At 30.9% G+C, this 26,848-nt stretch carries 34 protein-coding genes and 1 riboswitch; of the genes, 10 read left to right on the top strand and 24 right to left on the bottom strand.

Annotated elements, in window-relative coordinates; all coding sequences use genetic code 11:
- The 5 genes from RR409_RS04165 to RR409_RS04140 all read right to left on the bottom strand — a co-directional run.
- On the bottom strand, positions 1 to 543 hold a 543-nt coding region (locus RR409_RS04165; protein ID WP_332556465.1), incomplete at its 3' end, for an ATP-binding cassette domain-containing protein.
- A 20-nt stretch (positions 544 to 563) separates the two neighbouring features.
- Entirely contained in the window at positions 564 to 1,523 is a 960-nt protein-coding gene (locus RR409_RS04160) for a MetQ/NlpA family ABC transporter substrate-binding protein (RefSeq protein WP_332556464.1), read from the bottom strand.
- A 90-nt stretch (positions 1,524 to 1,613) separates the two neighbouring features.
- The gene (locus tag RR409_RS04155; RefSeq protein WP_332556463.1) at positions 1,614 to 2,186 is read right to left on the bottom strand and encodes a flavin prenyltransferase UbiX; all 573 of its coding nucleotides are present in this window, start codon (positions 2,184 to 2,186) and stop codon (positions 1,614 to 1,616) included.
- A gap of 295 nt (positions 2,187 to 2,481) precedes the next feature.
- On the bottom strand, positions 2,482 to 2,610 hold the full coding sequence (locus RR409_RS04145; RefSeq protein WP_332556462.1) for a hypothetical protein: 129 nt from the start codon (positions 2,608 to 2,610) through the stop codon (positions 2,482 to 2,484).
- Positions 2,611 to 2,635: 25 nt separating this feature from the next.
- Positions 2,636 to 2,782, bottom strand: a complete 147-nt coding sequence (locus tag RR409_RS04140) for a hypothetical protein (RefSeq protein ID WP_332556461.1) — start codon at positions 2,780 to 2,782, stop codon at positions 2,636 to 2,638.
- A 243-nt stretch (positions 2,783 to 3,025) separates the two neighbouring features.
- Between RR409_RS04140 and RR409_RS04135 the strand changes: the two genes are divergently transcribed.
- Positions 3,026 to 3,694 (top strand): HD domain-containing protein, encoded by a 669-nt coding sequence (locus RR409_RS04135; RefSeq protein WP_332556460.1) that lies wholly within the window; start codon positions 3,026 to 3,028, stop codon positions 3,692 to 3,694.
- A 169-nt stretch (positions 3,695 to 3,863) separates the two neighbouring features.
- Here RR409_RS04135 and RR409_RS04130 read toward each other — a convergent pair whose 3' ends face one another.
- A complete protein-coding gene (locus RR409_RS04130; protein WP_332556459.1) occupies positions 3,864 to 4,112 on the bottom strand; it encodes a TIGR03905 family TSCPD domain-containing protein in 249 nt (82 codons plus the stop codon).
- Between the two features lie 255 nt (positions 4,113 to 4,367).
- Between RR409_RS04130 and RR409_RS04125 the strand changes: the two genes are divergently transcribed.
- Positions 4,368 to 4,904, top strand: coding sequence for a hypothetical protein (locus RR409_RS04125; RefSeq protein WP_332556458.1), 537 nt, complete (start codon positions 4,368 to 4,370; stop codon positions 4,902 to 4,904).
- A 155-nt stretch (positions 4,905 to 5,059) separates the two neighbouring features.
- The gene (locus RR409_RS04120) at positions 5,060 to 5,266 is read left to right on the top strand and encodes a zinc ribbon domain-containing protein (RefSeq protein WP_332556457.1); all 207 of its coding nucleotides are present in this window, start codon (positions 5,060 to 5,062) and stop codon (positions 5,264 to 5,266) included.
- A 296-nt stretch (positions 5,267 to 5,562) separates the two neighbouring features.
- On the opposite strand, the gene RR409_RS04115 is transcribed toward RR409_RS04120, so the two are convergent.
- Complete coding sequence (locus RR409_RS04115) at positions 5,563 to 6,225, bottom strand: hypothetical protein (protein ID WP_332556456.1); 663 nt, start codon at positions 6,223 to 6,225, stop codon at positions 5,563 to 5,565.
- A 293-nt stretch (positions 6,226 to 6,518) separates the two neighbouring features.
- Between RR409_RS04115 and RR409_RS04110 the strand changes: the two genes are divergently transcribed.
- Entirely contained in the window at positions 6,519 to 7,322 is an 804-nt protein-coding gene (locus RR409_RS04110) for a rhomboid family intramembrane serine protease (RefSeq protein ID WP_332556455.1), read from the top strand.
- A gap of 272 nt (positions 7,323 to 7,594) precedes the next feature.
- Complete coding sequence (locus RR409_RS04105; RefSeq protein ID WP_332556454.1) at positions 7,595 to 8,617, top strand: PTS sugar transporter subunit IIC; 1,023 nt, start codon at positions 7,595 to 7,597, stop codon at positions 8,615 to 8,617.
- Positions 8,618 to 8,778: 161 nt separating this feature from the next.
- Here the strand turns inward: RR409_RS04105 and RR409_RS04100 are convergent, their stop codons facing one another.
- The 4 genes from RR409_RS04100 to RR409_RS04085 all read right to left on the bottom strand — a co-directional run bounded on the left by RR409_RS04100 (position 8,779) and on the right by RR409_RS04085 (position 10,535).
- The gene (locus tag RR409_RS04100) at positions 8,779 to 8,937 is read right to left on the bottom strand and encodes a hypothetical protein (protein ID WP_332556453.1); all 159 of its coding nucleotides are present in this window, start codon (positions 8,935 to 8,937) and stop codon (positions 8,779 to 8,781) included.
- A 26-nt stretch (positions 8,938 to 8,963) separates the two neighbouring features.
- Positions 8,964 to 9,128 (bottom strand): hypothetical protein, encoded by a 165-nt coding sequence (locus tag RR409_RS04095; protein WP_332556452.1) that lies wholly within the window; start codon positions 9,126 to 9,128, stop codon positions 8,964 to 8,966.
- 419 nt (positions 9,129 to 9,547) lie between these two features.
- Positions 9,548 to 10,087 carry a hypothetical protein gene (locus RR409_RS04090; protein WP_332556451.1) on the bottom strand — a complete coding sequence of 180 codons (540 nt, stop codon included), beginning with the start codon at positions 10,085 to 10,087 and terminating at the stop codon, positions 9,548 to 9,550.
- Position 10,088: 1 nt separating this feature from the next.
- Entirely contained in the window at positions 10,089 to 10,535 is a 447-nt protein-coding gene (locus tag RR409_RS04085; protein WP_332556450.1) for a hypothetical protein, read from the bottom strand.
- Positions 10,536 to 10,819: 284 nt separating this feature from the next.
- Positions 10,820 to 10,997, bottom strand: a riboswitch (cobalamin riboswitch).
- A 550-nt stretch (positions 10,998 to 11,547) separates the two neighbouring features.
- On the opposite strand from RR409_RS04085, the gene RR409_RS04080 reads away from it, so the two are divergent.
- Positions 11,548 to 11,742 carry an alpha/beta-type small acid-soluble spore protein gene (locus RR409_RS04080; protein ID WP_332556449.1) on the top strand — a complete coding sequence of 65 codons (195 nt, stop codon included), beginning with the start codon at positions 11,548 to 11,550 and terminating at the stop codon, positions 11,740 to 11,742.
- Positions 11,743 to 11,853: 111 nt separating this feature from the next.
- Here RR409_RS04080 and RR409_RS04075 read toward each other — a convergent pair whose 3' ends face one another.
- Positions 11,854 to 12,384, bottom strand: coding sequence for a methyl-accepting chemotaxis protein (locus RR409_RS04075; protein ID WP_332556448.1), 531 nt, complete (start codon positions 12,382 to 12,384; stop codon positions 11,854 to 11,856).
- A gap of 734 nt (positions 12,385 to 13,118) precedes the next feature.
- Between RR409_RS04075 and RR409_RS04070 the strand changes: the two genes are divergently transcribed.
- The gene (locus RR409_RS04070) at positions 13,119 to 13,271 is read left to right on the top strand and encodes a hypothetical protein (RefSeq protein WP_332556447.1); all 153 of its coding nucleotides are present in this window, start codon (positions 13,119 to 13,121) and stop codon (positions 13,269 to 13,271) included.
- A 158-nt stretch (positions 13,272 to 13,429) separates the two neighbouring features.
- Here the strand turns inward: RR409_RS04070 and RR409_RS04065 are convergent, their stop codons facing one another.
- Together RR409_RS04065 and RR409_RS04060 are read right to left on the bottom strand one after the other, a co-directional pair.
- A complete protein-coding gene (locus RR409_RS04065; RefSeq protein WP_332556446.1) occupies positions 13,430 to 14,770 on the bottom strand; it encodes a DUF4179 domain-containing protein in 1,341 nt (446 codons plus the stop codon).
- Positions 14,763 to 15,281: a sigma-70 family RNA polymerase sigma factor gene (locus RR409_RS04060; protein WP_332556445.1), complete on the bottom strand. Its 519-nt coding sequence runs from the start codon at positions 15,279 to 15,281 to the stop codon at positions 14,763 to 14,765. Before RR409_RS04060 ends, RR409_RS04065 begins: the two co-directional genes overlap by 8 nt.
- 346 nt (positions 15,282 to 15,627) lie before the next feature.
- Here RR409_RS04060 and RR409_RS04055 point away from each other — a divergent pair, with 346 nt between their 5' ends.
- Positions 15,628 to 16,566 carry a PilZ domain-containing protein gene (locus RR409_RS04055; protein WP_332556444.1) on the top strand — a complete coding sequence of 313 codons (939 nt, stop codon included), beginning with the start codon at positions 15,628 to 15,630 and terminating at the stop codon, positions 16,564 to 16,566.
- A 511-nt stretch (positions 16,567 to 17,077) separates the two neighbouring features.
- On the opposite strand, the gene RR409_RS04050 is transcribed toward RR409_RS04055, so the two are convergent.
- From RR409_RS04050 to RR409_RS04020, 7 genes are all read right to left on the bottom strand, one after another.
- The gene (locus RR409_RS04050; protein WP_332556443.1) at positions 17,078 to 17,515 is read right to left on the bottom strand and encodes a threonine/serine exporter family protein; all 438 of its coding nucleotides are present in this window, start codon (positions 17,513 to 17,515) and stop codon (positions 17,078 to 17,080) included.
- A complete protein-coding gene (locus tag RR409_RS04045) occupies positions 17,512 to 18,270 on the bottom strand; it encodes a threonine/serine exporter family protein (protein ID WP_332556442.1) in 759 nt (252 codons plus the stop codon). Before RR409_RS04045 ends, RR409_RS04050 begins: the two co-directional genes overlap by 4 nt.
- A 394-nt stretch (positions 18,271 to 18,664) precedes the next feature.
- A complete protein-coding gene (locus tag RR409_RS04040) occupies positions 18,665 to 19,372 on the bottom strand; it encodes a 2-phosphosulfolactate phosphatase family protein (RefSeq protein ID WP_332556441.1) in 708 nt (235 codons plus the stop codon).
- 56 nt (positions 19,373 to 19,428) lie between these two features.
- On the bottom strand, positions 19,429 to 20,370 hold the full coding sequence (locus RR409_RS04035) for a TIGR01212 family radical SAM protein (RefSeq protein ID WP_332556440.1): 942 nt from the start codon (positions 20,368 to 20,370) through the stop codon (positions 19,429 to 19,431).
- A 565-nt stretch (positions 20,371 to 20,935) separates the two neighbouring features.
- Positions 20,936 to 21,463 (bottom strand): hypothetical protein, encoded by a 528-nt coding sequence (locus RR409_RS04030; RefSeq protein ID WP_332556439.1) that lies wholly within the window; start codon positions 21,461 to 21,463, stop codon positions 20,936 to 20,938.
- 33 nt (positions 21,464 to 21,496) lie between these two features.
- Positions 21,497 to 21,754: a hypothetical protein gene (locus RR409_RS04025; protein ID WP_332556438.1), complete on the bottom strand. Its 258-nt coding sequence runs from the start codon at positions 21,752 to 21,754 to the stop codon at positions 21,497 to 21,499.
- Positions 21,755 to 21,801: 47 nt separating this feature from the next.
- A complete protein-coding gene (locus tag RR409_RS04020) occupies positions 21,802 to 22,071 on the bottom strand; it encodes a hypothetical protein (protein WP_332556437.1) in 270 nt (89 codons plus the stop codon).
- Positions 22,072 to 22,183: 112 nt separating this feature from the next.
- Here RR409_RS04020 and RR409_RS04015 point away from each other — a divergent pair, with 112 nt between their 5' ends.
- Positions 22,184 to 23,107, top strand: coding sequence for a lysophospholipase (locus RR409_RS04015; protein ID WP_332556436.1), 924 nt, complete (start codon positions 22,184 to 22,186; stop codon positions 23,105 to 23,107).
- 133 nt (positions 23,108 to 23,240) lie between these two features.
- A complete protein-coding gene (gene argS, locus RR409_RS04010; protein WP_332556435.1) occupies positions 23,241 to 25,004 on the top strand; it encodes an arginine--tRNA ligase in 1,764 nt (587 codons plus the stop codon).
- 122 nt (positions 25,005 to 25,126) lie between these two features.
- Here the strand turns inward: argS and RR409_RS04005 are convergent, their stop codons facing one another.
- From RR409_RS04005 to RR409_RS03995, 3 genes are all read right to left on the bottom strand, one after another.
- Positions 25,127 to 25,669 carry a flavodoxin domain-containing protein gene (locus tag RR409_RS04005; protein ID WP_332556434.1) on the bottom strand — a complete coding sequence of 181 codons (543 nt, stop codon included), beginning with the start codon at positions 25,667 to 25,669 and terminating at the stop codon, positions 25,127 to 25,129.
- 190 nt (positions 25,670 to 25,859) lie between these two features.
- Entirely contained in the window at positions 25,860 to 26,393 is a 534-nt protein-coding gene (locus RR409_RS04000) for a GNAT family protein (RefSeq protein ID WP_332556433.1), read from the bottom strand.
- A gap of 18 nt (positions 26,394 to 26,411) precedes the next feature.
- Positions 26,412 to 26,848, bottom strand: a 437-nt coding sequence (locus RR409_RS03995; RefSeq protein WP_332556432.1) for an NUDIX domain-containing protein, incomplete at its 5' end; no start/stop codon positions are given.

Here is a 26,848-nt window from a genome sequence, read left to right as displayed (position 1 = left end):
CTTATTCCAAATACTCAAGAAAAGTTCTTGAGCTTCCTCTCTAGTTATGGCATCTAAGGCCGAAAAAGGCTCATCCATAAGTAATACCTGGGGATTCATTATAAACGCTCTAGCTATCGCTGCCCTTTGCTTTTGTCCTCCACTAATTTCACTAGGATACCTATTTCTTAAAGTATCAATGTCTAAGGTCTTCATCATTGCTTTCAGCCTATCTAAAGAATCTTTATTTAGAGTGTTTTTTATTTTCAGTCCTAAAATACAGTTTTCCTCAACGGTTTTCCATGGTAAAAGTCCAAATCCTTGAGGTATTAATCCAATACTATGAACCTTAGTGCTTAAAGGTTCTCCCTGCAGCGCAACCTCTCCAGTGAAATTTGAAACAATTCCCCCAAGAACCTTTAGAAGTGTTGATTTGCCACAGCCTGAAGGCCCAATTATGGCAACAATATCTCCTTTGCCTATTTCCATATTGAGAGGCCCTAAGGCCGCTACTACTCCATTTTTAGTGTTATAAGAAACTTTTAAATCATTTATTTTTAACATTTACTTTCTCCAAGATTAGATTATTTAACTAAATTCTCAGGTTTTATATCCTTACTACAAATTCCATTCGATACTGCCCAATCTATTGCTCTTTGAAGCTCTTCCTTTGATGGTACAGCGGTTTTTCTAAACTTAGGAAGTTTTATTGTTCCCTTTGCAGTTTCTGGGTATCCTACTGTTTCAATTACTAAATTTTCATATTCTTTAATATCTGTAGAATTTATATATTCTACTGCCTCATCATAAGCCTTATAAAGATTCTCTATTCCCTTGCTTTTTTCATCTAGTGCTTTTTTTGAAAAAGCTGAAACTGCTGGCAACATTCCTTCAGCACTTGCACTACCGAGTAGTATTCCTCCATCATTAATGGCTAGAGTTGCAAAAGGCTCTGGTAAAAGTGCCACATCAATTTTATTGTTTGCAAGCATCTCAAGTCTTGTTGGTATTGCTGGCACAAAAGTTTTTTCTACTTCCTTAATCTCAATAGAATTCTTTTTTAATATCTCATCAAGTGTATATTCTATTACAGTTTTCTCTGATATTCCAATTTTCTTATCTTTTACATCGCCTATAGTCTTCACTTTTGAATCTTTCCCCGCAACTAACATGAAGTCCCCATCCGTAACTCCAGCAATTCTAACATCAAAACCTCCATTTTGATAAAGTGCTACAGCAACTATATCTGTAAACACCCCATCTAAAGCTCCGCTTTGAAAAGCTGCATCTCTGTCCTTTGCACTTTTAAACACTTGAAGATCGAGGTCTACTCCATTCTTTTCTAAATAACCCTTTTCCTTAGCTACAACGAAAGGAATAACATCTACTGAAGACATAGCTCCAATAGTTATCTTTTGCTTTTCCTCTGTTTTATTATCTTTATCTCCCTCACTATTTGTAATCTCTTTAGCTCCACACCCAACTAAAGCCACTGTAACTATTGCAACACTAATTAGAGCTATTAATTTTTTTAATCTTTTCATTTTTTTATCTCCTTACTTTTAAATTTAATCCCATTATGCAATTTAATATTCATACTAATGTACCCATAATCAATTATTATATTTGAATTTCTACTGCCACTTTTCAAACAAATCATTGTCTATCTCAAGATGGTCAAAGATTTTTCCTACCATAAAATTCACTAAGTCCCCAACAGATGTAGGTTTATGATAAAATCCTGGAGCTGCAGGCATTATTGTTACACCTAATCTTGCTAACTTCAACATATTCTCTAGGTGTATTGCATTAAAAGGTGACTCTCTTGGTACAATTACAAGCTTTCTATTTTCTTTCATAGCAACATCTGCTACCCTAGAAAGTAAATTTTTAGTTATTCCATTACTTATTTCTCCAAGTGTCCCCATAGAACAAGGAATGATTATAACACCATGAAATTTATAAGAACCACTAGCCACAGAGGAAAACATATTATTAATATCTTCTACCGCTATGTTCTTATATTGCTTATTCAACTCTTTAACCCAATTTCCAACTACTGTTCCTGTTTCATACTCCATAACCCTACTTCCATTTTCTGTACAAATTACATGAACAAATATACCTTTTTTCAAAAGCTCTTCTACGAGAGTTTTTCCATAAATACTCCCACTAGCTCCTGTTATACCTACAACAATTTTTTTCATACTAATTCCTCAACTCTTTTCGCATAAAAATTTATTAGCATGCTACAATCTTATCTCTAAACCTTAAGTTCCTATATTTTGAAAAATTCTATGTATATTCTACCATAAATTAAAGCTGCCCTAAAACTAAATGACAAAGCCATGTGAATCTTTTGGTATAGGAGTATATAATTAAAAGAAATAATGCCAAAGGCGATAACATAGCCCCTACGGTATTTAACATGTATGCTGCAACTATCATTTTAAAAAAGCAAATATAAGAAAAGATTATAACTTCTTTTTTACTTGAAAGACCTTAGGATATTTGCCTTGAAGCAGTTCTTGGATTTTTCATATCCATATTTGCATCAATTACTCTATTAATTGCATTTGCCCCAAGCGCCATGCTCATTCTTTTATAGGTTCCCATAGCATTTATAAGCACTGTGTATTTAGATCCCTTTATATTTTCAAAAAGTATTGCTTGTCCACATTTTCAAAACCTTATCTGCTATTTCTGTAATTTCAAGGGTTGAATCCACTTTCGTTGTGATTCTTTTAATCTCTCCCTTTTCTTCAAAAGTTTTTATAAACTCCTGTAAATCTTTTAATGCCAAATTACCACCACATTAAATAGTTATTTTTTTAACTACCTAACCTATAATTTCTTACCTTTATGAATTAAATCACTACCTACTTCTCTCTTTATTGTTATATTATACCATGGAACCTTAAAAATATCATTATTCTTGTTAACAAAATTAACATTACAAAAATTTACTAGTTTATTTTGTGTTATTATTTAAAGACTAATAGTACAATATACATAGATAAATTTACAGCTATTGAGGAGAAAATCTATGAACAGTTATACTAATCATCAACAAGATGTAATTAATAAAACCCTAGACTTTGTGAAGGAAACTTTATATGGTGAAGGTTCAGGTCATGACTATTGGCATGTTTATAGGGTCTGGAATAATGCAAAGTCCTTAGCCAAAAGTGAAGATTGTAATCACTACATAGTTGAACTTGGAGCATTGCTTCATGATATTGCTGATCACAAATTTCATGGTGGAGATTTAACTGTAGGTCCAAGAGTTGCAAAAGAGTTTTTAGAAAAGCTAGCAGTGACAGATGAAGATATCAATGCGGTGTGTGAAATAATTGCTACCATTTCCTTTAAGGGTGCAAAAGTAGAATCAAAAATGAGCACTATAGAAGGAATGATTGTCCAAGATGCAGATAGGCTTGATGCCCTAGGGGCTATTGGTATTGCTAGAACTTTTGCCTATGGTGGACATAAAGGTCATGAAATGTATAATCCTGAGATAACCCCTCAGTTACATCATAGCTTCGAGGACTACAAAAGCTCCAAGGGTACCACTGTAAACCATTTTTATGAAAAGCTACTTCTTCTAAAGGATTTAATGAACACTGAAAGCGCTAAAGTAGTGGCAGAAAAAAGACATAAATATATGGAAGATTTTTTGAATCAGTTTTATACTGAGTGGAATGGAATACTTTAAATCTATTTCGATACTGATTATTATATGAAAAATATTATGAATGAAATTAAAAAGGTGTGCTTATCACAAATAGTGAACTCACACCTCTTAATTTATATACTCTTAAATATTAAAAATTCATTCATCTCCTCTAATTATGGGAGATGAAATGTTTTTAATTCTTTCCCTTTTAACTATTCAAAACTAGTTCTTCTAAAGCACGTGCTAATTGATCTGGACAAGAGGTTGCATTTCTGCAAGGAGTACCTTTTAATTTTTTGACTACTTCCCTTACTTCCATTCCTTCAAGTAAATTAGCTATTCCTTTAGTATTTCCTGAGCATCCATCAACAAAAGATACCTTTTTTACAATATTATTTTCTATCTCAAAGTTTATTTCTTTTGCACAGCAACCCTTTGTCTTGTAGTTATAATTCATAATATAAATCCCCTATCTAAAGTATTAATTTTATAGGTTACACAAATAAAAGCTTTTATTCTTTATAACCTTATTACAAATAACAATATAAATGTATTTTCTCATAATATCAATGGTTCTGGTGAACTATTTAGAAATCAGATAAAACTTTCCTAATTAATCAGTATATATGAATAAATCTACATTTTTCATACTATTCTTAATTATAAGAGTTGTTATAATTAAGATATATATTTTATTATAAGGGGGTTATTGATGGATAAATTCTCTATCTTATTAGCTATAGTCATAATTGTTTTATCACTATCTAAATATATAAAAGCGTACAAACACACAAAGGATTGTGAAGGGGTAATAAGAATTAGACACTCTAAAATGCCCACTATTATTTTCTTAATAATGGCACTTTTCCAACTTTTCATTAACAGTATTGATATAACCGTTAATAATATTAGTTTTAAAGATTTATTGTACCCTCTATCTAATGCTCTTCCTTGGCTTGTTTCTGCCTTAGCATATTATGACTACAACTTTATCACATCTAATGGTGTAATTATCAATGGCAAAAAGTACAACTGGAAGGAAATCATGAAATGGGATTATAAGAAGGACTTTTTTAACATCATAGTTTTTGAAGTTCTTCCAAAAAAGCAAAAAGATAATGGTGGAATGACTTATTTAGCTACCATTGAGCTAAAAATATCCAGTAATTCCATGGAAGAAGTAGAAACTTTTCTTAGCCGATACTTAGGGGAAAAAGGCTGTGATTCTTTTTATGTTGATTCCTTTTAATTCATATATTTTGTAGTATCATCTAATGATTTCGTTGTATCTCCATTGGTTAAAATCGCATTTAAGTAAGAAAAAATAAGATTAATGTTATAGTAACGCCTTTACCATAATAAGTATTTATAAGAAACCTTATTAAAATATATGGAGGTATAAAAATGAATCAAGCTGTAGAATGTTTAAGATGCAAATCCCAAATGGAATACTTAAAAGAATATAGGTTTGACTCTCAAGATAATAATAGAGGATTATTTAGTGCTCTCTTCGATGTGGAAGAGCATTTAATTTTTGATATTTATGTTTGCCCTCACTGTAGACATACTGAGTTTTTCTATGGTGGAGCATTAAAGGGATTGGATTACTAAGGAAATTTTAGTAGACTTTATACAAACTAGATTGTTGGTAACATTGTTTTTAAGTAATGCTTATTATAAACTACGTAATAAGCATTACCTATTAATGTGGATATAATGTTATATAATTACATAAGAGGAGTTAGTCACATGTGGATTATATATGAAGTTTTATTTCTCATCTTATTGAACATTGTCTTCCTTCAAACACTTCTCAGGATCAAGTTTTATTAGTTCCCATTGTTCCTGACTATTTCTCTTGTATTGTGCAATTTCTACATCTGTATCATTTGTTAAGGTAAAAAATTTTATAAGATAATCACTACCATCGGTTCCTTTAAAGGGAATTTTTTTACATAGCCTTCCTGCTCTGTTGGTTGCCTTTCCTTCACTAAGGAGCACCATTCTCCAAACTTAATATCCACCACAGACTCTGCCATGTAAGCCCATCCATGATAAGGGGCACAAAGATAATTTTCATAAGTTAATTTTTCCTTATAATCTGTGATTAAAAAATTATAAGCTATTGGATAAGGCGTTGTAGCATTGCCTAAAGTTCCACAGCCTGCCCACTTTCCTTCCTCAAAGCTTCCAGCACCTTCTCTTAACACGCTAAAATAATTAATAACCGTATCCTCTGGAGTCTTTAGTAAATTGTCAGGCACTTTAATTTCATTAGGCTTTTTACCTTGAAACTCAATATAAAAGCTAAAATCCTTTATCCTATTATTAATTATAGCTAGCTTAGAGGGTCTAAAATATTTTTCCTGGTCTATGGGCCACTCCTTGCTATATACTTCCTTAGTTTCCTTATGAGTAAATTGATATTGAAACACTCCTCCCATCACCATCTTTACTGTGTTCGTGCTGTAATTGTTTTTAATAAAGCTTAAAATCATTACTAATAGTACTATTTCTATCCCTACTATAATTTTAAATAATGTCTTCCCCTTTATTACGTTTAAATTCATTTAACTAACCCACTCTCTAATATTTTTTATATTAGATTATATTTTAAAATAATAAATAAATTCTTTTCATTGAAGATTTATCTAGGAAAACCTATCCCTTAACCAAATTTAAACCTTTGGTTTTCATTAATTCCTTAAATAGTAAACTTATTCTAAACGCCCCTTACTAAATCACCTAATTAATGTTAAAATACTCTTAATATGGTCAATACTTTAAGGCACCCATTTAAAATGATACGTTATACCTTTTAAAATTTAGATTTGGTACTAGAAACTATGTAAGGAGGAGAAATATGAATTTATTAAACAAATTAGAAAAAAAATTTGGAAGATATGCTATAAGAGATTTAATGAAGTATATTGTAATCTTAAACTTTGCAGTGTACTTAATTGATATGATATACCCTGAAGGACGCTTAACTAGTTGGCTTATTCTTAGTCCTAGCCATATTCTAGAGGGTCAAATTTGGAGACTTTGCACCTTTATTTTTATACCTCCACAAGCCTCAACCTTTTTCATATTATTTGCATTATATTTTTACTATATGATAGGCTCTGCCCTTGAGCAAGAATGGGGAAGCTTTAAGTTCAATGTTTATTATCTTACAGGAATTATAGGTACCATAATTGCAACCTTTATTACTGGAGGCTATGCTACTGCGGAATACTTAAACATGTCCTTATTTCTGGCTTTTGCTTATTTTTATCCTAATTACGAGTTTTTGCTATTCTTCTTTATCCCTATGAAGGTTAAGTACATAGCTTTATTGGATATGGTCCTTCTCCTATCCTCTTTCTTTTCTGGAGGTTTAACTACTAAAATCGTAATTGTTGCAGTTCTTGGAAACTTTCTTTTATTCTTTGGCAAAGATATGTTTTCTGGTGCTAAAACTAGACAGAAGGTTGCCACTAATAGAAGAAAGTTTAAAGATAATAGTCCAAAAATAATATACTTTCATAAATGTACTATTTGTGGTGCTACTGAAAAGTCCCATCCAAATACAGAGTTTAGATATTGTTCTAAATGTGATGGACACCATGCTTATTGTACGGAGCATTTGTTTAATCATGAGCATATAAAGGAAGAAGATCAGTAAATCTATAATTAACATGGCTGTGTCATATTGAATGTTTATGCATTATGACACAGCCATTTTCTTTATGATTTTACTATGATTAAAATATTTACTTTGATTCATAATATAGTTATACCATTTATGCAAAAATGTTGTACTTATAATTAGTGTTAAATTATGTGTTTCAACTTACTGTTTATCTATAGTGAAATTTTATAATAACAAATTGCTCTTATTCCCTAGAGAAAATAAGACATTAAAAGCAAGTTGAAAAGTATAAAAAAGGAGTTATCATGGAAAAGAGAAAACTTTGGATGCAAGATTATATAATTAACGTGCTAAATTTCATGGCGCAAGGGCTTTTTTCTTCACTTATCATTGGATTAATCTTAAAGCAAATTGGAGAAAAAGCAGGAATCCCTATGCTACTGGAGTTTGGTAAGATATCTCAATTTATGATGGGACCTGCCATCGGTGCAGCCGTAGCTTATGGAGTTAAAGCTCCAGTGCTAGCTATCTTTTCTTCAATCATTACCGGTGCCTTAGGGGCTCAAACTTTACTTGCCGGTGATAATGGTATGTATGCGGCTCGAGTAGGAGAACCTGTTGGTGCATTATTCGCAGCGTTAATTGGTGCAGAACTCGGAAGACGTGTCCACGGAAAGACTAAATTAAACATTATTGTAGTTCCTGCAGTTACCATTATTGCCGGTGGAATCACAGCTTCCTTTGTAAGTCCATTTATGTCTTCATTAATGACAACTTTGGGCCAAATGATTAACTATGCTACAGAGCTTCAACCTATTCCTATGGGAATTTTAGTTTCTACTATAATGGGCATGGTACTAACTCTTCCAATTAGTAGTGCTGCCCTAGCAATTTCATTGAAACTAGATGGTCTTGCCGCTGGAGCTGCAACTATAGGTTGTTGTGCTCAAATGGTTGGCTTCGCAATTTGCAGTTATAAAGAAAATGGCTTTGGTGGTTTAATCGCTCAGGGGCTTGGAACCTCCATGCTTCAAGTCCCTAACATTATTAGAAATCCAATGATATGGGTTCCACCAACTCTGGCTAGTGCTATTTTAGGTCCAGTTGGTTCCGCTATATTTAAGATGAAAAATACTCCTGTAGGTGCCGGGATGGGTACTAGTGGATTAGTTGGCCAATTTGCTACAGTAGAGGCCATGGGCACAAATTCTCTTCTTTTAATACTTATTCTTCACATTATAGCTCCTGCCTTACTAAGCTTGATAATTTCAGAATTCATGCGGAAAATGGGTTGGATTAAATGCGGGGATATGAGATTAGATTTATAGACATAAAAAAAACTAGCAGTAAAATGCTAGTTTTTTTAATATAACTTCAAAACTACCCGTGAAGTATAAAAATTTTATAAGCTTGATCCATATCTAATGAAACCTATTTATAATAATCTTTTTATCATATTAGTAGTTTTCTTTTCAATAGTTCGATTAAATTATATCAAAGTAACTAAAACATACCAAAGTAAAATTATTCCTGCGGCGATACCTGTAACCTTCCAGCTACCTGCTTTTTTTCTATGATCATTGATATTAGTCCCTTGTTCCTTAACTTCAACTTCTTTATAAAGTCTATTGGCATCAAGATTTGGCATTAGCTTCAACTCCTAACAACGATATTTTAAAAGAAGAAATAATATCCGGCTGCACAAATTGCAAAAATCACAACCCAGGCTGCTGCTGTCACTTTCCAAGATTTTGGGTTTTCATATTTTTCTACATCTCCATTTTGACCTTTAAATTCTGAATCTCTAGCAGCTGCTCTTCTAAATAAGTCTACTGACATTCCTATACCTCCAATCATAAATAGAGTTCTTTACTATATTATATCGATAATTTTCTTAATATTCAAACCATTACCATCTCATAAAACCCTCTGATTTCTTGATTTTGACCTATTTACATAAATTCCCTGAAACTATGTATTATTTACTATTGTTTTCAGGTTATTTCGAGTTGGTAGACCTTTATGGTCTTTTTATTGGCAATTAGATTTTAGTTTAATGCTTTTATGTTGAACCTAAATTCATCTTATTACCAACTAATTATTAAAAATCCAGCAAAATGCAAAAATGAAATTCAGTTTTTTATGTAATGTTGTTAGAATATTTGACTTAATAAAAAAGAAGAGTAGCACACACTACTCTTCTTGAAATATCTACTGCATTTATTTTACTGAGTTAAATGCCTTCGCATACTTTTTTACTATTTATTAAACTGAAATACCCTTTTCAAAGGTTTCAAAAGATATAACGTAGATATAAAGGTAATTACTCCACTACTTAAAGAAACCTGAAAGCCCAATAACAATCGAATGATTAGCCCTCTATAATCTAATCCTGCCGCTAAAATATAGGGTAAATCTATAAGTGTTCCTGCCATAAATGATAGTAAAAATCCTAAGGCTGCAAGGCCATACTCGTTTTTGAAACGACCACTAACATAGGAATATATCAAAGCATATTGAGGAAAAATTATCAGATACATTAAGCTCCAAAGCCCTATTCCCCTAGTAAGCATAATCATAAAGCAAAACACTACAACTGAAAGCCAAGCTTCCCTTTTCTTAAGATATACTCCATATAGTAGGATTGCAAAGTTAACCCACTCAAAATATAACATGAAGGAACCTATAAATTGAATTACATATAGTAAAGTTGCTAGAACGGCAATTCTAGTCATTTCTCTTGTACTCATGTTATTCATCCCCGTTGCATTGATTTTATATTCCTGTTGTGTACTCATATTACATTCCTGTATTATTAGTAAATGTGAATTCTATTTCATCTTTATCGTGTAATCCAAGAGTATCAACTCCAGGAGCCTCTCCTAACTTCATATCAAGGCTTTGACTTGGAGACTTATATGAATACATCCACCATGGTCCTTTAGTCATATCTGTAGTCTTTATATCCATTAATCCTGATATAAAACGTCCATATTGTGAATCTGGCATATCTACTTTAAGTTCTTCTTTGTTTTCAACTAAAAAGTCTCCTAAATTTACTGCATCTGTTTTAAACTTTTTCTTGTCTATTATTACCTTATTATTAGAATCATCCTTAATTGTGATTACAATAGTCTTATCTCCCTTTGATCCTCCTAGGAAGTTATTAACTGCAAAGTATCCTCCAATTACAACAACAAGTGCTAGTAATGTTAACCCTAGTTTTAAATTATTTGTCTTTTTCATTTTAAGTATCTCCTTTTCAAATTTCTGAATTTAAATGTTATGACGTTTTATTTCTAATAGCCTTATAATGATTATTATATGACTTTTTAAAACTGAATTTCCAAGCTTCATAATAATCTGTTGAACTAATACTAAATTCACCTTATCTAAAAATTAGACTAGTTTATCTATTATTAGCTTACTTAGAAATAAAAAAACTCCTCATAAAGAGGAGTTAGAATACCAAGGCAACTTTAAAAATCATATGTAGTATTAACTACATGGATTCTTCCTTTCCCTCCGAAAGTGAACAGCAGCTCTAAGGTAGGTCTCCTGGCTTATGGCTTTATCATTTGATACACCTTCCCATAGTTTCCTACAGTGGTCAAACAATCAAACATACCATATACAGTAGCGGGGGCTGCAGCGTTTTACGCATTTCCCTATTAAGTCCAAATGGACACCAAAAAAGCAATATTTAATTTTTATTAATTTAATTATATTCTTTTTTATAAAAACTTTCAAGGTACAAATGAAAAAATCAATGTTAACCATAAGTATTTATATTAGTTTTCTTATGAGAATAAAAGCTACGTTATCTATATACGAATAAATACTGGAGAATTTTAACTCCATTTCCTTTAATATTATAGAATATATATCTTGAAATTTCACATACTTATATTACACTGACAAACAAATTTGTTAAGCAAAGCTACTTGTTACAACAAAAGGATTTGCTAAAACAAAAACCTTTCTTTTGACAAATTATATGTTTGCAAATAAATTTAGCATAAATAAGTTCCTTTACAAACAGATTCTTTTGTAAGAAGGTTTGTTTCAATAAACAAATATATTCTAATAAAGCATTTGTTCATAACTGAACTTATTTTAATAAAACTATTTGTTTACAAGTAAATTTGTTAAAAAGATTTGTTTAAGTAACAGCTTTTGTTTAATCAAAGTTAATTGTTTTCAAAAGTGCTTGTCATTGTAAAAATACTATACTTTAACGCTAAAGGAGGAAATTATTATGGCAAACAGAAATAATAGAGCATTAGTTCCAGAGGCTAAAGAAGGTTTAAACAGATTTAAAATGGAAGCTGCACAAGAAGTAGGAGTTAACTTAAAACAAGGTTACAACGGAGACCTAACTTCAAGAGAAGCAGGATCAGTTGGCGGACAAATGGTTAAAAGAATGGTAGAAGCTTACGAAAGAAACCTATAATCTGAAAAATAATGGGACTACAGATAAATTTGTTGTAATACAAATTTGTCTGTAGTCCCAATTCTATTATAATTATATTATTCTATCATAATATGTATCTTGCTTAAATTACTATTTAACTGTATTTTCTACCAATAACTTTGCAGTTGAAGTTATGTCTTGTAATGTTGCAGTTATTTCTTCAGTAGCAGCTGCTTGAGATGATGCTATAAGTCCAACCTTATTTATCTCATCCAAAACTAAGTTTATAGAGGATATAACTGCTAAAAGAGCCTTTGATATTTTATCTGCTGATTCACTACTACTTTGAGCAAGCTTTCTCATTTCCTTAGCAATAATGTTGAATCCTGCGCCCTCTGCTCCCGCTCTTGAAGCCTCTATAGATGCATTCAATCCTAAAAGATTTGAGTTTTTAGAAATATTCTGTATTAATCCTATTAGTCCTCGTGATTCCTCAAGCTTTATACTAGTGTTGTTTACTAAATCTATAACCTTATCTATGCTTAAGGACAAGTCCTGCGATGTAGAGGATATTTCCTCTGAACTTGCATTAGTCTGTTGTAATGCTCCAAACAAAGTATCAGATAATTCTTTGATATCAAATTGTGTGTCTGAGTTTTTTTCCAAATTCACTTCCCTCATTATTAATCCCCTCCAAGTTAAGTATAGCATGCTCTTAAGTCATAATCAATTAACATAGATTATTAGTTTATATTATTCCGAAACCTAGTTGTATCCCCTCTCACCTTAACTTAGTTATTCTTATTTTTTTATTATTACTCCATCAATGTCTCATACAATGAACTTTCTTGCGTCATCTACTGGTATATTATCTTATTATTAAGTCTTATCCACATAGTTTATCCACATTTTTGTGGATAAACTATGTGGACAACTTTACTAATTATGATTAATACACTCCTTTTAATAAAAAAAAACATAACTTGAAGGTTTCCCAACTTAAACCTTGATTTTTTGTGTGCTTCATCTATTATTCTTCTTATTATTTTTGAACTTATCAACAGATAGCTTCCTTATTATGATACGATTAAATCCATTGAAACTACTTGTTCTACCTAACTTATCCACATATATTTTTATACTTGTCCACAATATGTCAACAACATTTTTTGATATATTAAAAAAATATAAATAATTCACTCTTTGTTTGCATTTTCAAATTGAGTAAAACCATTTAATATAGTATAATAAACCTGTATATAGCTATCTATCATAATATTTAGTAAATTAAAAGGACTACTAGGTATTTTCAATTACAACTCTGTTAGTGCTATTCTAAGACTCCAGTTTATTTTTTAATTTTTTCTTCTATAATAAACATAGTTTTACAACTTTTATCTATACGTCAATTTAATATGGGCGTAGGGGGGGGAGCTGGCTGGACCTTCATAGCTATAGTTACAGTAATTTATTATAGGTCTGGAAGATGGAAAAATAAATCCCTAGTAAAAATTAGTAAAGCTAAGGAAGAATTAACTGAAGAAAATGTTTCTAAAGATACACCTTAAGAAAATCTTCAATCAATAAATTAGTTTATGGATTAATTTATCCATTATTAATAGGAATTAACTCCCTTATATAGAGAAAAACACTGGTTACCTCGCAGTCCAGTGTTTTTATTTTTCATTGGAATTGATCTGTAAAATTTTAAATTTATCTGGCTATACTACTTTAACTTTATGTCAAAACTCTCGGTCTTATATTTGTGAATAGAAGGCACAGTAAATTTTAATATATCTTCTTGTGCTGAAAGTGTGTCAATAGCTACTCCGAAATTTGATATATATTCTCCATTACCATACTCATTCCAATGCTGCTCAAACTGTTTTGAGCTTCCAAGGAAGTTTAGATTTATACTACTGATTTTTGCATCTTCTTTTATTTTGAAGTTGAACTGTGTTTTGCCATCCCTATAGTCCACTCCTAATAATTCTATTCCATAGCCCCCATCTTCTAATAGCTTTTCATGGTTTCTGTCTATAACTAATTGTTTATCTACTTTGGGTTGATAAAATACTCCATTAGCTTTTAACGTCAGTTCCTTAGCTTTGTTATAAGCACCTCCACCAAAGGTTAAAGTATATTCGCTTCCATCTTCTGAACTACTACCCTGATATAATCTATAGACATTTCCTTTTTCATCTTCTAAATATCCATTATCAATCCACGTAAATCTTTGTTCCTTTCCTAAGTCTCTTTTGATAACAAGCTCTGTTCCCATGGGATAAACTCTCATTTCCTTTATAAAAATCTTATATTCATTTAAGTGAACCTCCTTATTTAAAACATAAGTTTGTGGCTCTACCTCAAGCATTTTGTCCTTTATTTCAATATTCATAGTAAACTTAGAAGTTGACAGCACTTCATTTCTCTCTGAATTATTCTTATTTTCTATTTGGTCAAAAATCACAGTTATCTTTTCTGGAACACTACCTTTTCCCTTCAAATCAACCTCAAAATACTTTTCATTTTCAAGGGGTTTCAAGCCATCATTACTATAATCTCCAATGCCATAACTTAGAAGCATTTCTAGTTCTCTTCCTTCTTCATCTTGAAATTTAATTGTTCTAGGACCAATGTATTGTCCTTCCTTTTCTTCTATACCATCAATGGTATACCCAAAGATAAGCTTTTTGTTATCACCAATAATTCTTGTAATGGTAACATTAACTCCATCTATTTCCCAAGACTTGTTGACCTTTTGAATATACCCTTCCTTTAGTGCATACTTTATCCCTGGATTAATTAAAACCATATTTGCGAAATCTCTTATAATAGGTACATCCCTAACAGCTGTAGCAAAAACCACTGAGGTGTTTAGCAATATAACAAAAGCTACCACAGCTGCTACTAATCCCCACATTGGCCTTTTATATTTTAATTTCCTTATTCGTGTACTTTGCTTTATCCCTTTCTCTATTCCATTGGTAACGATACCCTCTAATTCTTGGGGTGGTACTATTGCCTTATATTTTTCTTTAGTTAGCTTCATATCTATTTTACTCAAAGTATTCACCCTCCTTTAATTCAATCCTTAACCTATTTAAAGCTTTATGCAAATAATTTTTCACATTACTTTCTGATATATCTAATATCCTTGCAATATCCTTAATTTTTAAATCCTCAAAGTATTTTAATATAATTACAGTCTTATATAAGCCTTGAAGGCTATCAACTGCTTCATAAAGATCTATATATTCTATATCTTCTGTACCTGACTTATATAACTCTTCTTGTCCTTCAATGTAAGTTAGCTTATTTCTCTTCTTTATACAATCAAGAGACGAGTTCACGATTATCTTTGTTATCCAAGTATTAAAAAACTCAACTTTTTTTAATTTCTTTATATTAATAAAAGCTTTGTATACAGCTTCTTGTACAATTTCTAAAGCATCTTGTTCATCTTTTACATACATAAATGCAATTCTATAAAGTCTTTGTTTATCTACATTAATAAGGTTCTGTAATAATTTTCCATCAACTTTATCATTTTTTTCCCTAATATCTAACAAGCCCATATTCTATATCCCCCTTTCATTTCCATTTACATACTATAGACTTATTATATTACATATTTGTTTTTTGTTTAGGAGTTAAATTACATATTTTCCATTATATATATAAATATCATTTTACATATTTTACAATTATATCCTATATATTAATATATATATGTAACCTAATTATCTAAATTCTATCAATTAACAAATGCAAACAATTAGATAGTAAGGATTTAGTATAAATGATAAACTAGTTTGTTTTATTTTTAGTATTTACCGCCATTAAATCAGAATACAATACAATAAGCTCGCATATAAAAAGTTCATGTAATCAATCTATAACTTTTTAGAAGGGGGAGTTTAGGTGAGTAAGCAATATAAACTTCTTATTATAGATAATGACTTTAAAACCATTCAATTACTAAAAAAGAGTTTAAGCCCATTGGATTATCAACTATATTGTACCTTCAATCCTGAGAAAGCACTGGACATGGTAAAGAATCTCCAAATTGATATTATACTCTTAGATGATAGAGTACTAGGCTCATCAGCTGAGGAATTACTTACTGTAAGCAAAGAAATTTCTCCTAATACCATAAGAATATTAAGTAGTGAAACTCCTAATATAAACTTCGTTATAAATGCATTTAATCATGGACTAATATGTAAATATATACCTAAGCCCTTTAAGAGCAATGAAATTATTGAAACTCTTGAAAAATCAATAGATTATAAGGAATATCAGGAAGAAAAAGATGAATGTTACAATCTTTATAAAGAACTGGAATTAAATTATAAACTTGGAGAAGTTGATTTGACCTCTACCAATGAAAAAAACAGAGATAGTGACCGTAGAAGATATTTTCGTGTTCGAACTATGATTCCTCTATGTTGCGATATGCGAATAATGCAAATCAAGGGAAATGCAGTAGATACTCCCTTTACACAAGTCTGCGTGCTAGACACAAGTGCAGGTGGGTTTCGCTTTTTATCTGAATTAATTCTTCCCATTAGCTCTGAAGTCTTACTAGAATTTCGAACTAACATTTTAGATACTACACTTTTATTATCTGGTCATATTGTCCGAATGTACCAAGTTGAAAGTGATATATATGAATATGGGGTTAAGTTTGATATCGATGAAACAAAAGAAACTCATTTAGTAAGGCTTCTAAATGAAATTCAAATTGATATAAGAAACAATGTAGCTATCAGAGGTTGCAGTTTCTGTACAAAAGAAAACCAAGCAAGTTGCCTACGGTTAAGAATAAAGAAAAAACAAAAGGACAATATTACTCATTAATCATCAAAATCTTTACGTAACTTATATGAATTTGTTGTAATAAACTTATTGCCTTTTGCATACTGAAATGCAAAAATAGTATTATAGTAAATAAATGGAAATTCATTTACTATAGTACTATTTTTTCTTGTTATGGATAACTAACTTGAAACCCTTACTTAGCCATAAAGTTGCCTGGATTCTATTCTAGCCTTTAGTATACTCTAAGTTTTCATTTTGGAGTTTCATACTTAAGAAAATTAATTAACTTTAAATTTCTTCCGCCATGAAGGCACTATTATATGTGTCTCATGGACTATTTATAACGAATAAGGTGATATTGTGAATAAATCTTTTATTCTTCGTTTTTTACAAGTATTCTTGTGCTTTCCATTAATTATGGTTTTAGCTACTTCAAATATGGATAATAAAACCCAAGGGATCTTTGTAGGAATTTTTACTTTCTACACTATAGTTTATGAGCTTTTATTAATGTCCAAATCTAAAAGAAGTAGAACTACCAAAAGCAATTCTATTTAATTTTTTTCTTCATTATTTTAACTATAAGATTAAAGGTTGTTGTGGCAAACATTATACCAAAGGCAATTGCTCCTGCCACCCCTAATACCTGCATTCCTTTTGAAAATGCCAGGTCATATTTTTGTTCAACAATGAAATACACGGTATTATAAGCAGTTATACCTGGCACCAATGGAAATATCCCTGGAATGGAGAACTGCATAGTTGGAGTTTTTAGTTTTCTTGCTAAGACTTCACTATATAATCCCACAATTAAAGCACCACAAAAGGATGCCATTACTGGACTTTGGTTGTAATTATAAACTATAAGATAAGTTGTCCACCCAAAAGCTCCTGAAAACCCAGTCCAAATTATTTTTTTTCGATCTATATTAAAAAGAATAACAGGAAATATACTTCCAAAGAAGGCTAATATTATTTGTTTAATCATGCTCCTACCCCCATTTTAAGCGCTAATGCTGTACCAATTCCAGCGCCTATAGCAGTTATCACTAACATTGCTTCGCCAAATTTTGCAATTCCTGAGGTAAAGTCACCATAAATAATATCCTTAATACCATTTGTAAGCGCTACTCCCGGAAGTAATATCATAATAGCTCCTGTTATAACATTATCTTTATTTACAAAAGGGAACACCCTTTCAGTTAATGAACTTAAAGTTCCAATGATAAATCCAGAGAAAAAGAACTCGAAGAATTGAAAGAATCCTATCCCAGATACCTTTTCTAACATATAGTATATTCCCATACTTATAATTGCTGATATAACAGAATCAAAGATTGTCCCATTAAAGAACAAGGAGTAAATAAAGGATGTCATACTTGCAGCAAAGAGCCTTAGAGGAAAGCTGAAATATGGTGCTCCTTCAATATCCTTTAAAATCTTCTTAGCTTCTTCATAAGTCATATCTCCACCTTGAATATCCCTTGAGAAGGAGTTAACTAACTCTATTCTATATAAATCTACCCTTCTAGTTCTAACTTTTTTTAAAGAGGTAATCTTTTCTTCATTCTCATCTACGATAGATATAAATACACCTTTTGCAGTAACCATACATTCACATTGTAAATTAAAGGCCTTACATATTCTCTCAATGGTTTCTTCAACTCTGTATGACTCCGCACCGTTACCTATAAGCATTTGCCCTGCACAAAGTGCAATTTCTAAAACTCTTTTTGCTTCCATAGATTTTTCCCCTAACATTTATAATCAGAAATATTGTATAATTCTTTTACTAATTTTAATAAACCAATTGGATTTAGCTAGTTGACAATTAAATGTTTGTATCATATAATAATCTCGAACATAAGTTCGGGAAAGTCCCCACTTTCCCTCTTTAGTCCATCCATCCTTTGGGCTAAAGTAAAATTACTAACTCTATATGAAAAAGTCCTTTTTAAAGGACTTTTTCTTTTTTAAGCTTAAAGTGCATAGTAAAAATAGCAAGATATTTTTAACTTAGGTGATTCTATATTGTTGCTTCATCTTTGTGAGCTATACTAATTTGCTTTTTTTCATTCCACCTATTATTACTTCACAAATAAATATCCCAATCCCTCATTTAATTAATCCGTCATGATTAAATCTTTATTTTGCTATCTTTATATTCAGGCACAATATCTACAATATCTTTAGTTAAACAGTACTTTAGATCTTCTTCAAGCCCTAATTCCTTTATTCTATTGTAATGAGTAGCAAATTTAACAAAACTCAATATATCTTGGTTATTTTTATAGATATAGTTTGAGGTTGTTGAAATATCAGTAAGCTCTACATTTGTTAATCCCTTTAAAACCTCAATGATATAGCCACTTGTGATAAAATCATCTATAGAAAATTCTCCTTGAGTTCCTGCATTAACAAAAACCACATCTTTATTGAGTTCCACTAGTTTTTCAGCCACTGCCTTTGCGTTAATCATTGCCGCAATAAATATATGCTCTGCATCTTCACTATTTTTAATTGCTCTTGTACCATTAGAAGTAGTCATTACTAAAGTTCTTCCATCTACATTTTCTTTGGTATAATCTAATGGAGAATTTGAAAAATCAAAGCCTTCTATCTTTAGGGCGCTTCTTTCTCCACCTAATATATACTTTTCTCTTTCGTTTCCTACTATGTCTAATGCTTCATCTATTTCCCTTGCTGGAATAACTTCTTTACAACCATTACTCAACGCGGTTATTATTACTGAAGTTGCTCTAAGAACATCAATTACTACAACCACTTTGCCTTGTAGTTTTTTCCTTTTTATATCTGAAGCTGAAATAATAACATCAACTTTCACTTAAATCCCCCCTGATGCCTTTATTCGGAATAAATCCGATTAATTGTTTTCTCATTTTATCCTTCCAAAACATTATTAAAGTTTTTACCCTGATATAAATCCTCATCTTCGAACTTTTTATCTATCGCATTTAAAACTTCCCATTTCTTTAAGCTCCACATTGGCCCAATCAAAAGATTTCTTGGGGCATCCCCTGTAAGTCTATGGATCACCACTTGTTCTGGTAACAGAGTTACTGCAGTAGTAATTAGCTCTAGATATTCATCCATGTCTAAAAGTCTAATCATCCCTTTATTGTAGAGTGTTTCTAAAGGAGTATTTTTCATAAGATGTAAAAGATGTAACTTAACTCCTTGAATGTCTATCTTTGATAAATATTCTATAGTTCCCAGCATATCTTCCCTATTTTCCCCTGGAAGTCCAAAGATAACATGAACTACTACATCAATATTTCTCTCTCTTAATTTTCTTACTGCATCCTCAAAAACTTCTAATTTATAGCCTCTATTAATTAGCTTCGCAGTATCCTCATTTGAGGTTTGAAGTCCAAGTTCCACCCATGTATATACCTTTTTTGAGTATTCACCTAATAAGTCTAAAACTTCATCACTCAAGCAATCTGGCCTTGTCGCAATAGCAAGACCTACTACATCATCTTGGTTAACAGCTTCATCATACTTTGCCTTTAATACCTCTATAGGAGCATAAGTATTAGTGTAGGCTTGAAAATAAGCAATATACTTTCCATCCTTCCATTTCTTGCTCATCATATTTTTTATATCATCAAATTGATTAGAGATAGAATAGCATCGATTTCCTGCGAAATCTCCTGAACCCCTCTCAGAGCAAAAAATGCATCCACCCTTACTTATGGTACCATCTCTGTTTGGACAAGAAAAACCTGCATCTAGGGATATTTTAAATACCTTTTCACCAAACTTTTCTCTTAAAAAATAATTAAGGCTATGATATCTTTTACCATTCCATAACTTTGTCATATATAATCCTCACCTTTTATGATTTTACTTATCAAAACCCAAGTTTAACATCTTACTTTTACATTAAACACTATTGATTCTACTAAAATCTTTAATATATTAATTTATTATCTTCAGCTCCAGTAATTTTTAATTAATAGAACTATTTATTAGATTTAATCCACAGTAAATTATTTAATCTCATTAGTTATGCACATTTTAATATATAATCCACATAAACCTTACTTTTATTCATTATCCAACTAATAGTTTAACTCTTTGAAATGAAATTTTCCATACGTTTATTTAAATGAGTATTTAATTACCAATCTTATGATAAAAAAGAAATAACACAATTATTTATTATTATGAAATTTTAGAACAAAAGCGTGACTAGGCACGCCCTCTTATATAGCTTGTATCAACTTGTAATTTATTACACTAAATCTAAAAACCAGTAATCGCAAGGCCTTACGATGGCTTTTCTGAAGTACGAAAAGTTTTATTTCCTATACAATAAAAAGCACCCTATTAAGCTTAAAATAGTAGTGCTCCATTCTTTGTATTAATGATTTATTATAATTTGTTATTCCAGTTTTTCACTAAACTCCATAGCTTTCAATTTTTTAGCTAATAACTTATTAGCTAAAATTACAGCTTGTTCCCTGTTAGCTACAGGCGCACTAATCATAAGTCCATCCTTACTATTCCATTCCAATCCACCCACATGATTGCAATCTGATTCTAATAAACAAATTGCAACTTTACTCATATCTTCATTTATATATATAGTACCAAATGAACTGTATTCTTGTTTTTTATCGTCGAAATAGTCTAACATTCCACTATTATTGCCATCAAATTTTAGCTTAATATTAGAAAACTCTTTATCCATAACACTTAAACTTCCAGTAAATACTTTCCCTTGAAAAGCCCTTCTTCTAAGCTTTCCATGTAAGTTTACGCTAACATACTCCTGAAGGGTTTCTTCTCCTATTCTAAAATTGATTCCATCTAAAGAATAGGAAACCTTTTGTGGAAAGTTATAGATAAAGTAAATAGCAAATAAACTTATAAAAATAATAATAGCTACTTTCTTTTTATTTATTGCCAAACAGTTCACCTCTTTTAATATTTATGAAGAATCTTAAAAAAGATTATAGATATAATTAATAATTCCATATTCTAACCCAACTACTAGTATGCATAACATAATGAACATTCCTAGTTTAAATTCACCTAGCTTATCCTTCCTATACCGTCCTTTAAATAAAGAAAATAAATCAGGTGTAAACTCATACTTCACAGCTTCTCTAAAATCCTCACCATCCACAAAAATCATCCTAAATATCAACTTGTAAATTGGAATGTTAATTACCATTAAGATTATAATTACAGTAGTCATGATATCCCCCTTACATGGTTCACTATAAATTATATCATTTTAATATATTAGTTACTTTTTATTGATTTCAAATATAAGTGAAAAAACCTTCTCGCTAATATGCCTAAAAATATCATCTGCAACCCTTGAGATAATCTAAGATATACTTCTCCAAAGTTAATGATAAGTGTGCTTATTCCTACCCAAGTAGAAAATATTGCTAAGCATATAAGAACTACATCATAAGACCAGGCCTTTTTATGAAAAGTTTTATTTCCTAATATAAATCCTAAAGTAAATACAACTATAAGTAATAAAACATTAATAATAAACGCCATATTCATCATCTCTCCCTACTTTTTTCCTATAACTATATTATAAGTTATTTTTTTACATATAACTATAGAATATGTTACAATAAATAAAAAAATAAAGTTAGAGGGTGACAATATGTTAAGAGTGGATTTTTCATTTAAAAATAAAGATGGATATAATATATCTGCTTATAAATGGGTTCCTAAAGGAGAAGTACGTGGAGTTATACAAATTGCTCATGGCATGAGTGAAAAAGCTCTTAGATATGAGTATTTTGCAGAAAAGCTTACAGAAGCTGGCTTCTTAGTTTATTCTAATGATCATAGAGGACATGGAAATTCTGCACAATCTCTAGAGGAATTAGGTTATATTAGTGACAAAGATGGTTTTCAGGATATGGTGGAGGATATGAAACTGCTGACAGATATTATAAAAACAGAAAATCCTCAAAGGAAGATAATATTATTAGGTCACAGTATGGGATCCTTTTTAACACAAAGATATATTCAATTATATGGAAAGGACTTATCTGGAGTTATTTTATCCGGCACTAATGGAAAGCAAAAACCTATTATAAACCTTGGCATATTCCTAAGCAAAATTATTATGACACTTAAAGGCAGAAAGTATAAAAGTAGCCTTATAGATAATCTTGCTTTTGGTTCTTATAATAAGAAAGTTAAACCTGCCCAAACAAAATTCGATTGGCTATCAAGAGATATGGAAGAAGTTAAAAAGTATATAGATGATCCCTATTGCGGCACTATGTTTCCTATATCCTTTTTCTATGATTTGTTTAATGGAATGAAAATCATCCACAAAGAAGAAAATTTAAGATTAGTCCCAAATAATTTGCCTATTTATATCCTCGCTGGAAATGCTGATCCCGTTGGTAACTATGGCGAAGGAATAATAAATTTGTACAAAACTTACAAATCTCTAAATATGAAAGTTGTAACCTATAGGTTATATACTGGTGGAAGACATGAAATGTTCAATGAAATTAATAAGGATGAAGTTATAAAGGATACCATAGAGTGGCTTATTGAAGTACTATAAACCCTTTTTTAAATCATTTCTATAGTATATTTATTCATAAAATACACTTTTTTAAACAAATTTGCATAATCTGATTTAAACATTTAGATTTAGAGTTATAATATAATAATAATTGTTATATTAGGAGGTCTTTATGGAAAAGTTCATAAAAAAAGTTAGTACAATATTAGAAGATAAATTTGAGCAATGTGGTTATGATAGACAGCTCTGCACTGTTACTGTATCAAACCGTCCCGACCTTTGCCAGTTTCAGTGCAATGGTGCCATGGCTGCTGCTAAGAAATATAAAAAGTCACCAGTAGAAATAGCAAATCATATAGTAGAGACTTTAAAGGATGAGGAAGCCTTTGAAAATGTATCTATCGCAGGTCCTGGTTTTATAAACATAAATTTAAAGGACAGCTTTATATCAAAATACATAAATAACATGTATTCAGATGAAAAGCTTGGCTGTTCTACTGATACAGCTCCAATGACTATAGTTGTAGATTATGGTGGAGCAAATGTTGCAAAGCCACTCCATGTGGGTCATCTACGTGCTGCTATTATCGGAGAAAGTATTAAGAGAATCGGACGTTACTTGGGACATAAAGTTATTGGAGATGTTCACTTAGGAGATTGGGGCCTTCAAATTGGTATGGTAATTTCTGAAGTTAAAAGACGTAATCCAAGTCTTCCTTATTTTGATGAGAGCTATGAGGGTGAATATCCATCTATAGCACCTTTCACCATAAATGAGTTAGAAGAAATTTATCCATCAGCCAATAGTCTTGCAAAAACTGATGAAAATGCTATGGAAGAAGCCAGAAAGGCTACCTTTGAACTTCAAAATGGCCGCAGAGGTTATGTTGCCCTTTGGAAACATATCTTGAATGTATCTGTTGAAGATTTAAGAAAAAATTATGGAAACTTAAATGTGGAGTTTGACCTTTGGAATGGAGAAAGTGATAGCCAAAAATATATTCCTGAAATGGTAGACTTCTTTAAGAAAAATAACTTTACTTATGAAAGTGAAGGAGCATTAGTTATTGATGTAGCAAAAGAAACTGATAGCTACACAGTTCCTCCAATCATAATTATAAAATCTGATGGAGCAACTTTATACAGTACTACAGACCTTGCTACTATCTGGGAAAGAGTCATAGATTATAAGCCTGATTCTATAATTTATGTAGTAGACAAAAGACAAGGACTTCACTTCGAGCAAGTATTTAGATGTGCTAAGAAAACTAAAATTGTAGAAGAAGATGTAAAACTTGACTTCATTGGTTTTGGTACCATGAATGGAAAAGATGGAAAACCTTTTAAAACAAGAGAAGGTGGAGTTATGAGACTCCAGGACTTAATTCAGATAATTAAAGATACTGTAAAAGATAAGTTAAAAGAAACTGATTCAATGACTCCTGAAGAAATAGAAGAGATTTCAAGAAAGGTAGGCCTCGCTGCACTAAAGTATGGTGATCTATCTAACCAAGTTACCAAGGATTATATCTTTGACATGGAAAAATTCTCTTCTTTTGAAGGAAACACTGGTCCTTATCTTTTATATACTGTAGTTAGAATTAAATCTATTCTAAGAAAAGCTGAAAGTGAAGGTATAGTTCTTACAAATACAATTCTAGAACCTTACAGTGATACTGAAAGAGATTTAATGCTTAAGATTTCAAAATTCAATGAAGTAATAGAACTCAGCTTTAAGGATAGAGCTCCAAACAAAATATGCGACTATATCTATGACTTATCTAATATATTTAATAAATTCTATCATGATAATAGAATTATTGCAGAAGAAAATATGGATAAGAAGATGTCTTGGTTAAATCTTATAACTTTAACTCAAAAGGTATTAGAAGCAGGCCTGGATTTACTTGGAATAGAAGCTCCTGATAAGATGTAAGCAAAATCCTATATATTTTAAATACAGGATTTCTAATGTAATAAGTATTAAATACCTAGAACTAAAAATCCCTCCATTTCAATATGAAGGGATTTTTCATTTCCCTATATTACTCCTAATAACTACTTAGTTATACATTGAATAATAGGCTTAATAGCCTTTATATCTGTCCAATCCATTGGATTATCATAGCATTCCAATAATCCTTTAACATCCTCATTACGTTCTTTTTCTTTTATATTTTTTAATTTTACCTTAAGTACATTCATCATCATCTTGTCTATAAAATCTAAGTTTCCATAGTTAAAGGCTCCTCTTAAATAGAAGCAATTTATGTTCTCTTTAATATCACCTTTAAAGTTTGCAGCAAATACTTTTTCAACATCCTCTGACTTATGTGGAGAGCAACCTACTGCAAAAACTATTATTTTCTTATCCATTATTTTTTTGTAATTAGCAGTAATTATTTTCACCCCATTAATACCAACTGCATGTAAAAACCCACCAAAAACTATAGTGTCATACTTTTGTAACTCTTTAGTCTTTACTTTAGAAACTTCAATCAAGTCTCCCATTGTTGCTTCAGCAATCCACTGTGCGTACTTCTTTGTACTTCCGTACTTAGACTTATAAATTACAAGAACTTTTTTAAATTTCTCTGACATAAATTACACCCCCACCGTATAGGCATTCTTACTATTTAATACCATTATATTCATTGTAACTTAGATTTATATATTTTAAATATAATACATAAAAAGCTACAATAGATTTTATCATTAATCTCTTGTAGCTTAAAAATTTATTTAAAGTTAATTATTAAAACCTATTTAAATATCTTTATATGTTGAATTATCACTTAAAAAGTCTGTATTCAACTCTATCATATAGCTTACCTTGAATTTCTATGTGACTTTTAAGTTCTCTCTCTTTTATCATGCCAAGCTTCTTCATTATCCCTTCAGAGTGCTTGTTATCCTTAACACAACCAGTCATTAATTTGGTAATCCCTGCTTTATTAAAGGCAAAATTCACAACTTCCTTTGCAGCTTCTGTCACAATACCTTGCGACCAAAACTTAGGTAATATAAAGTAACCTAATTCTGCAGTCTTTTCTTCTTCAAAATCTGAAATTATAGTAAACCCAATTTCCCCAACATACTCCCCTGTCTCTTTTAGCGTTATAGCAAGGAAATACTTTTCTCTATCTTTTAATTTTGATTCAGTCATTGATACTCTTAGATTCTCCTTAGATTCGTCTATATTCCTAGTTTTTATATCAGGAATATAAAACATTGCCTTTTCATCGCTTATTAAACTATGTAATGGAAGTAAATCTTCCTCAATATGATCTCTTATGATTAATCTATTGGTTTCTAATCTTATCATTTCTTTATCAACTTCCTTTTACATTAAGCTCTGCGCATGCTCATATAGATTTCTAAAGTAATCCACTCCATAGTCATGGAATTCTCCCCTGTGAATCATAGTTTTAATCTCATCCTTGGTCATCCACCTAGCATCGCTAACTTCTTCCTCCAATAGCTCTAAGTCCTCTAAATTAACATTTTCTTTAATAAGCCATACATCGCCAAAATTATGTTTTCTTAAAACTCTTTCAATCTTCATAAGATTATCACCATTAATATCAATGCCTAACTCTTCTTTAACTTCTCTAAGTGCTGCAGTTTTACTATCTTCTCCTGCAATCACAGACCCTCCTGTAGCCGCCCACATACCAGGCATTATCTTTACTACTTCAGACCTCTTTTGAATTAAAAATTCACCTTTAGAATTCATTATCCAAATATGCACCACTAAGTGATACTCTTCTTCTTTTAGTT

Origin of the sequence: Clostridium sp., assembly GCF_036642255.1 — a bacterium.
Taxonomy (GTDB): Bacteria; Bacillota; Clostridia; order Clostridiales; family Clostridiaceae; genus Clostridium_J.
Note: the sequence above shows the minus strand (reverse complement) of the source record. Positions and strands in the feature narration are given on the sequence as shown.

Excerpts from the sequence above, each read along its gene's own strand:
- RR409_RS04160 (WP_332556464.1), bottom strand. The coding sequence starts at position 1,523 with ATGAAAAGATTAAAAAAATTAATAGCTCTAATTAGTGTTGCAATAGTT.
- RR409_RS04155 (WP_332556463.1), bottom strand. The coding sequence starts at position 2,186 with ATGAAAAAAATTGTTGTAGGTATAACAGGAGCTAGTGGGAGTATTTAT.
- RR409_RS04135 (WP_332556460.1), top strand. The coding sequence starts at position 3,026 with ATGAACAGTTATACTAATCATCAACAAGATGTAATTAATAAAACCCTA.
- RR409_RS04130 (WP_332556459.1), bottom strand. The coding sequence starts at position 4,112 with ATGAATTATAACTACAAGACAAAGGGTTGCTGTGCAAAAGAAATAAAC.
- RR409_RS04125 (WP_332556458.1), top strand. The coding sequence starts at position 4,368 with ATGGATAAATTCTCTATCTTATTAGCTATAGTCATAATTGTTTTATCA.
- RR409_RS04120 (WP_332556457.1), top strand. The coding sequence starts at position 5,060 with ATGAATCAAGCTGTAGAATGTTTAAGATGCAAATCCCAAATGGAATAC.
- RR409_RS04115 (WP_332556456.1), bottom strand. The coding sequence starts at position 6,225 with ATGAATTTAAACGTAATAAAGGGGAAGACATTATTTAAAATTATAGTA.
- RR409_RS04110 (WP_332556455.1), top strand. The coding sequence starts at position 6,519 with ATGAATTTATTAAACAAATTAGAAAAAAAATTTGGAAGATATGCTATA.
- RR409_RS04105 (WP_332556454.1), top strand. The coding sequence starts at position 7,595 with ATGGAAAAGAGAAAACTTTGGATGCAAGATTATATAATTAACGTGCTA.
- RR409_RS04100 (WP_332556453.1), bottom strand. The coding sequence starts at position 8,937 with ATGCCAAATCTTGATGCCAATAGACTTTATAAAGAAGTTGAAGTTAAG.
- RR409_RS04095 (WP_332556452.1), bottom strand. The coding sequence starts at position 9,128 with ATGTCAGTAGACTTATTTAGAAGAGCAGCTGCTAGAGATTCAGAATTT.
- RR409_RS04090 (WP_332556451.1), bottom strand. The coding sequence starts at position 10,087 with ATGAGTACACAACAGGAATATAAAATCAATGCAACGGGGATGAATAAC.
- RR409_RS04085 (WP_332556450.1), bottom strand. The coding sequence starts at position 10,535 with ATGAAAAAGACAAATAATTTAAAACTAGGGTTAACATTACTAGCACTT.
- RR409_RS04080 (WP_332556449.1), top strand. The coding sequence starts at position 11,548 with ATGGCAAACAGAAATAATAGAGCATTAGTTCCAGAGGCTAAAGAAGGT.
- RR409_RS04075 (WP_332556448.1), bottom strand. The coding sequence starts at position 12,384 with ATGAGGGAAGTGAATTTGGAAAAAAACTCAGACACACAATTTGATATC.
- RR409_RS04070 (WP_332556447.1), top strand. The coding sequence starts at position 13,119 with ATGGGCGTAGGGGGGGGAGCTGGCTGGACCTTCATAGCTATAGTTACA.
- RR409_RS04060 (WP_332556445.1), bottom strand. The coding sequence starts at position 15,281 with ATGGGCTTGTTAGATATTAGGGAAAAAAATGATAAAGTTGATGGAAAA.
- RR409_RS04050 (WP_332556443.1), bottom strand. The coding sequence starts at position 17,515 with ATGATTAAACAAATAATATTAGCCTTCTTTGGAAGTATATTTCCTGTT.
- RR409_RS04045 (WP_332556442.1), bottom strand. The coding sequence starts at position 18,270 with ATGGAAGCAAAAAGAGTTTTAGAAATTGCACTTTGTGCAGGGCAAATG.
- RR409_RS04035 (WP_332556440.1), bottom strand. The coding sequence starts at position 20,370 with ATGACAAAGTTATGGAATGGTAAAAGATATCATAGCCTTAATTATTTT.
- RR409_RS04025 (WP_332556438.1), bottom strand. The coding sequence starts at position 21,754 with ATGACTACTGTAATTATAATCTTAATGGTAATTAACATTCCAATTTAC.
- RR409_RS04020 (WP_332556437.1), bottom strand. The coding sequence starts at position 22,071 with ATGGCGTTTATTATTAATGTTTTATTACTTATAGTTGTATTTACTTTA.
- RR409_RS04015 (WP_332556436.1), top strand. The coding sequence starts at position 22,184 with ATGTTAAGAGTGGATTTTTCATTTAAAAATAAAGATGGATATAATATA.
- argS (WP_332556435.1), top strand. The coding sequence starts at position 23,241 with ATGGAAAAGTTCATAAAAAAAGTTAGTACAATATTAGAAGATAAATTT.
- RR409_RS04005 (WP_332556434.1), bottom strand. The coding sequence starts at position 25,669 with ATGTCAGAGAAATTTAAAAAAGTTCTTGTAATTTATAAGTCTAAGTAC.
- RR409_RS04000 (WP_332556433.1), bottom strand. The coding sequence starts at position 26,393 with ATGATAAGATTAGAAACCAATAGATTAATCATAAGAGATCATATTGAG.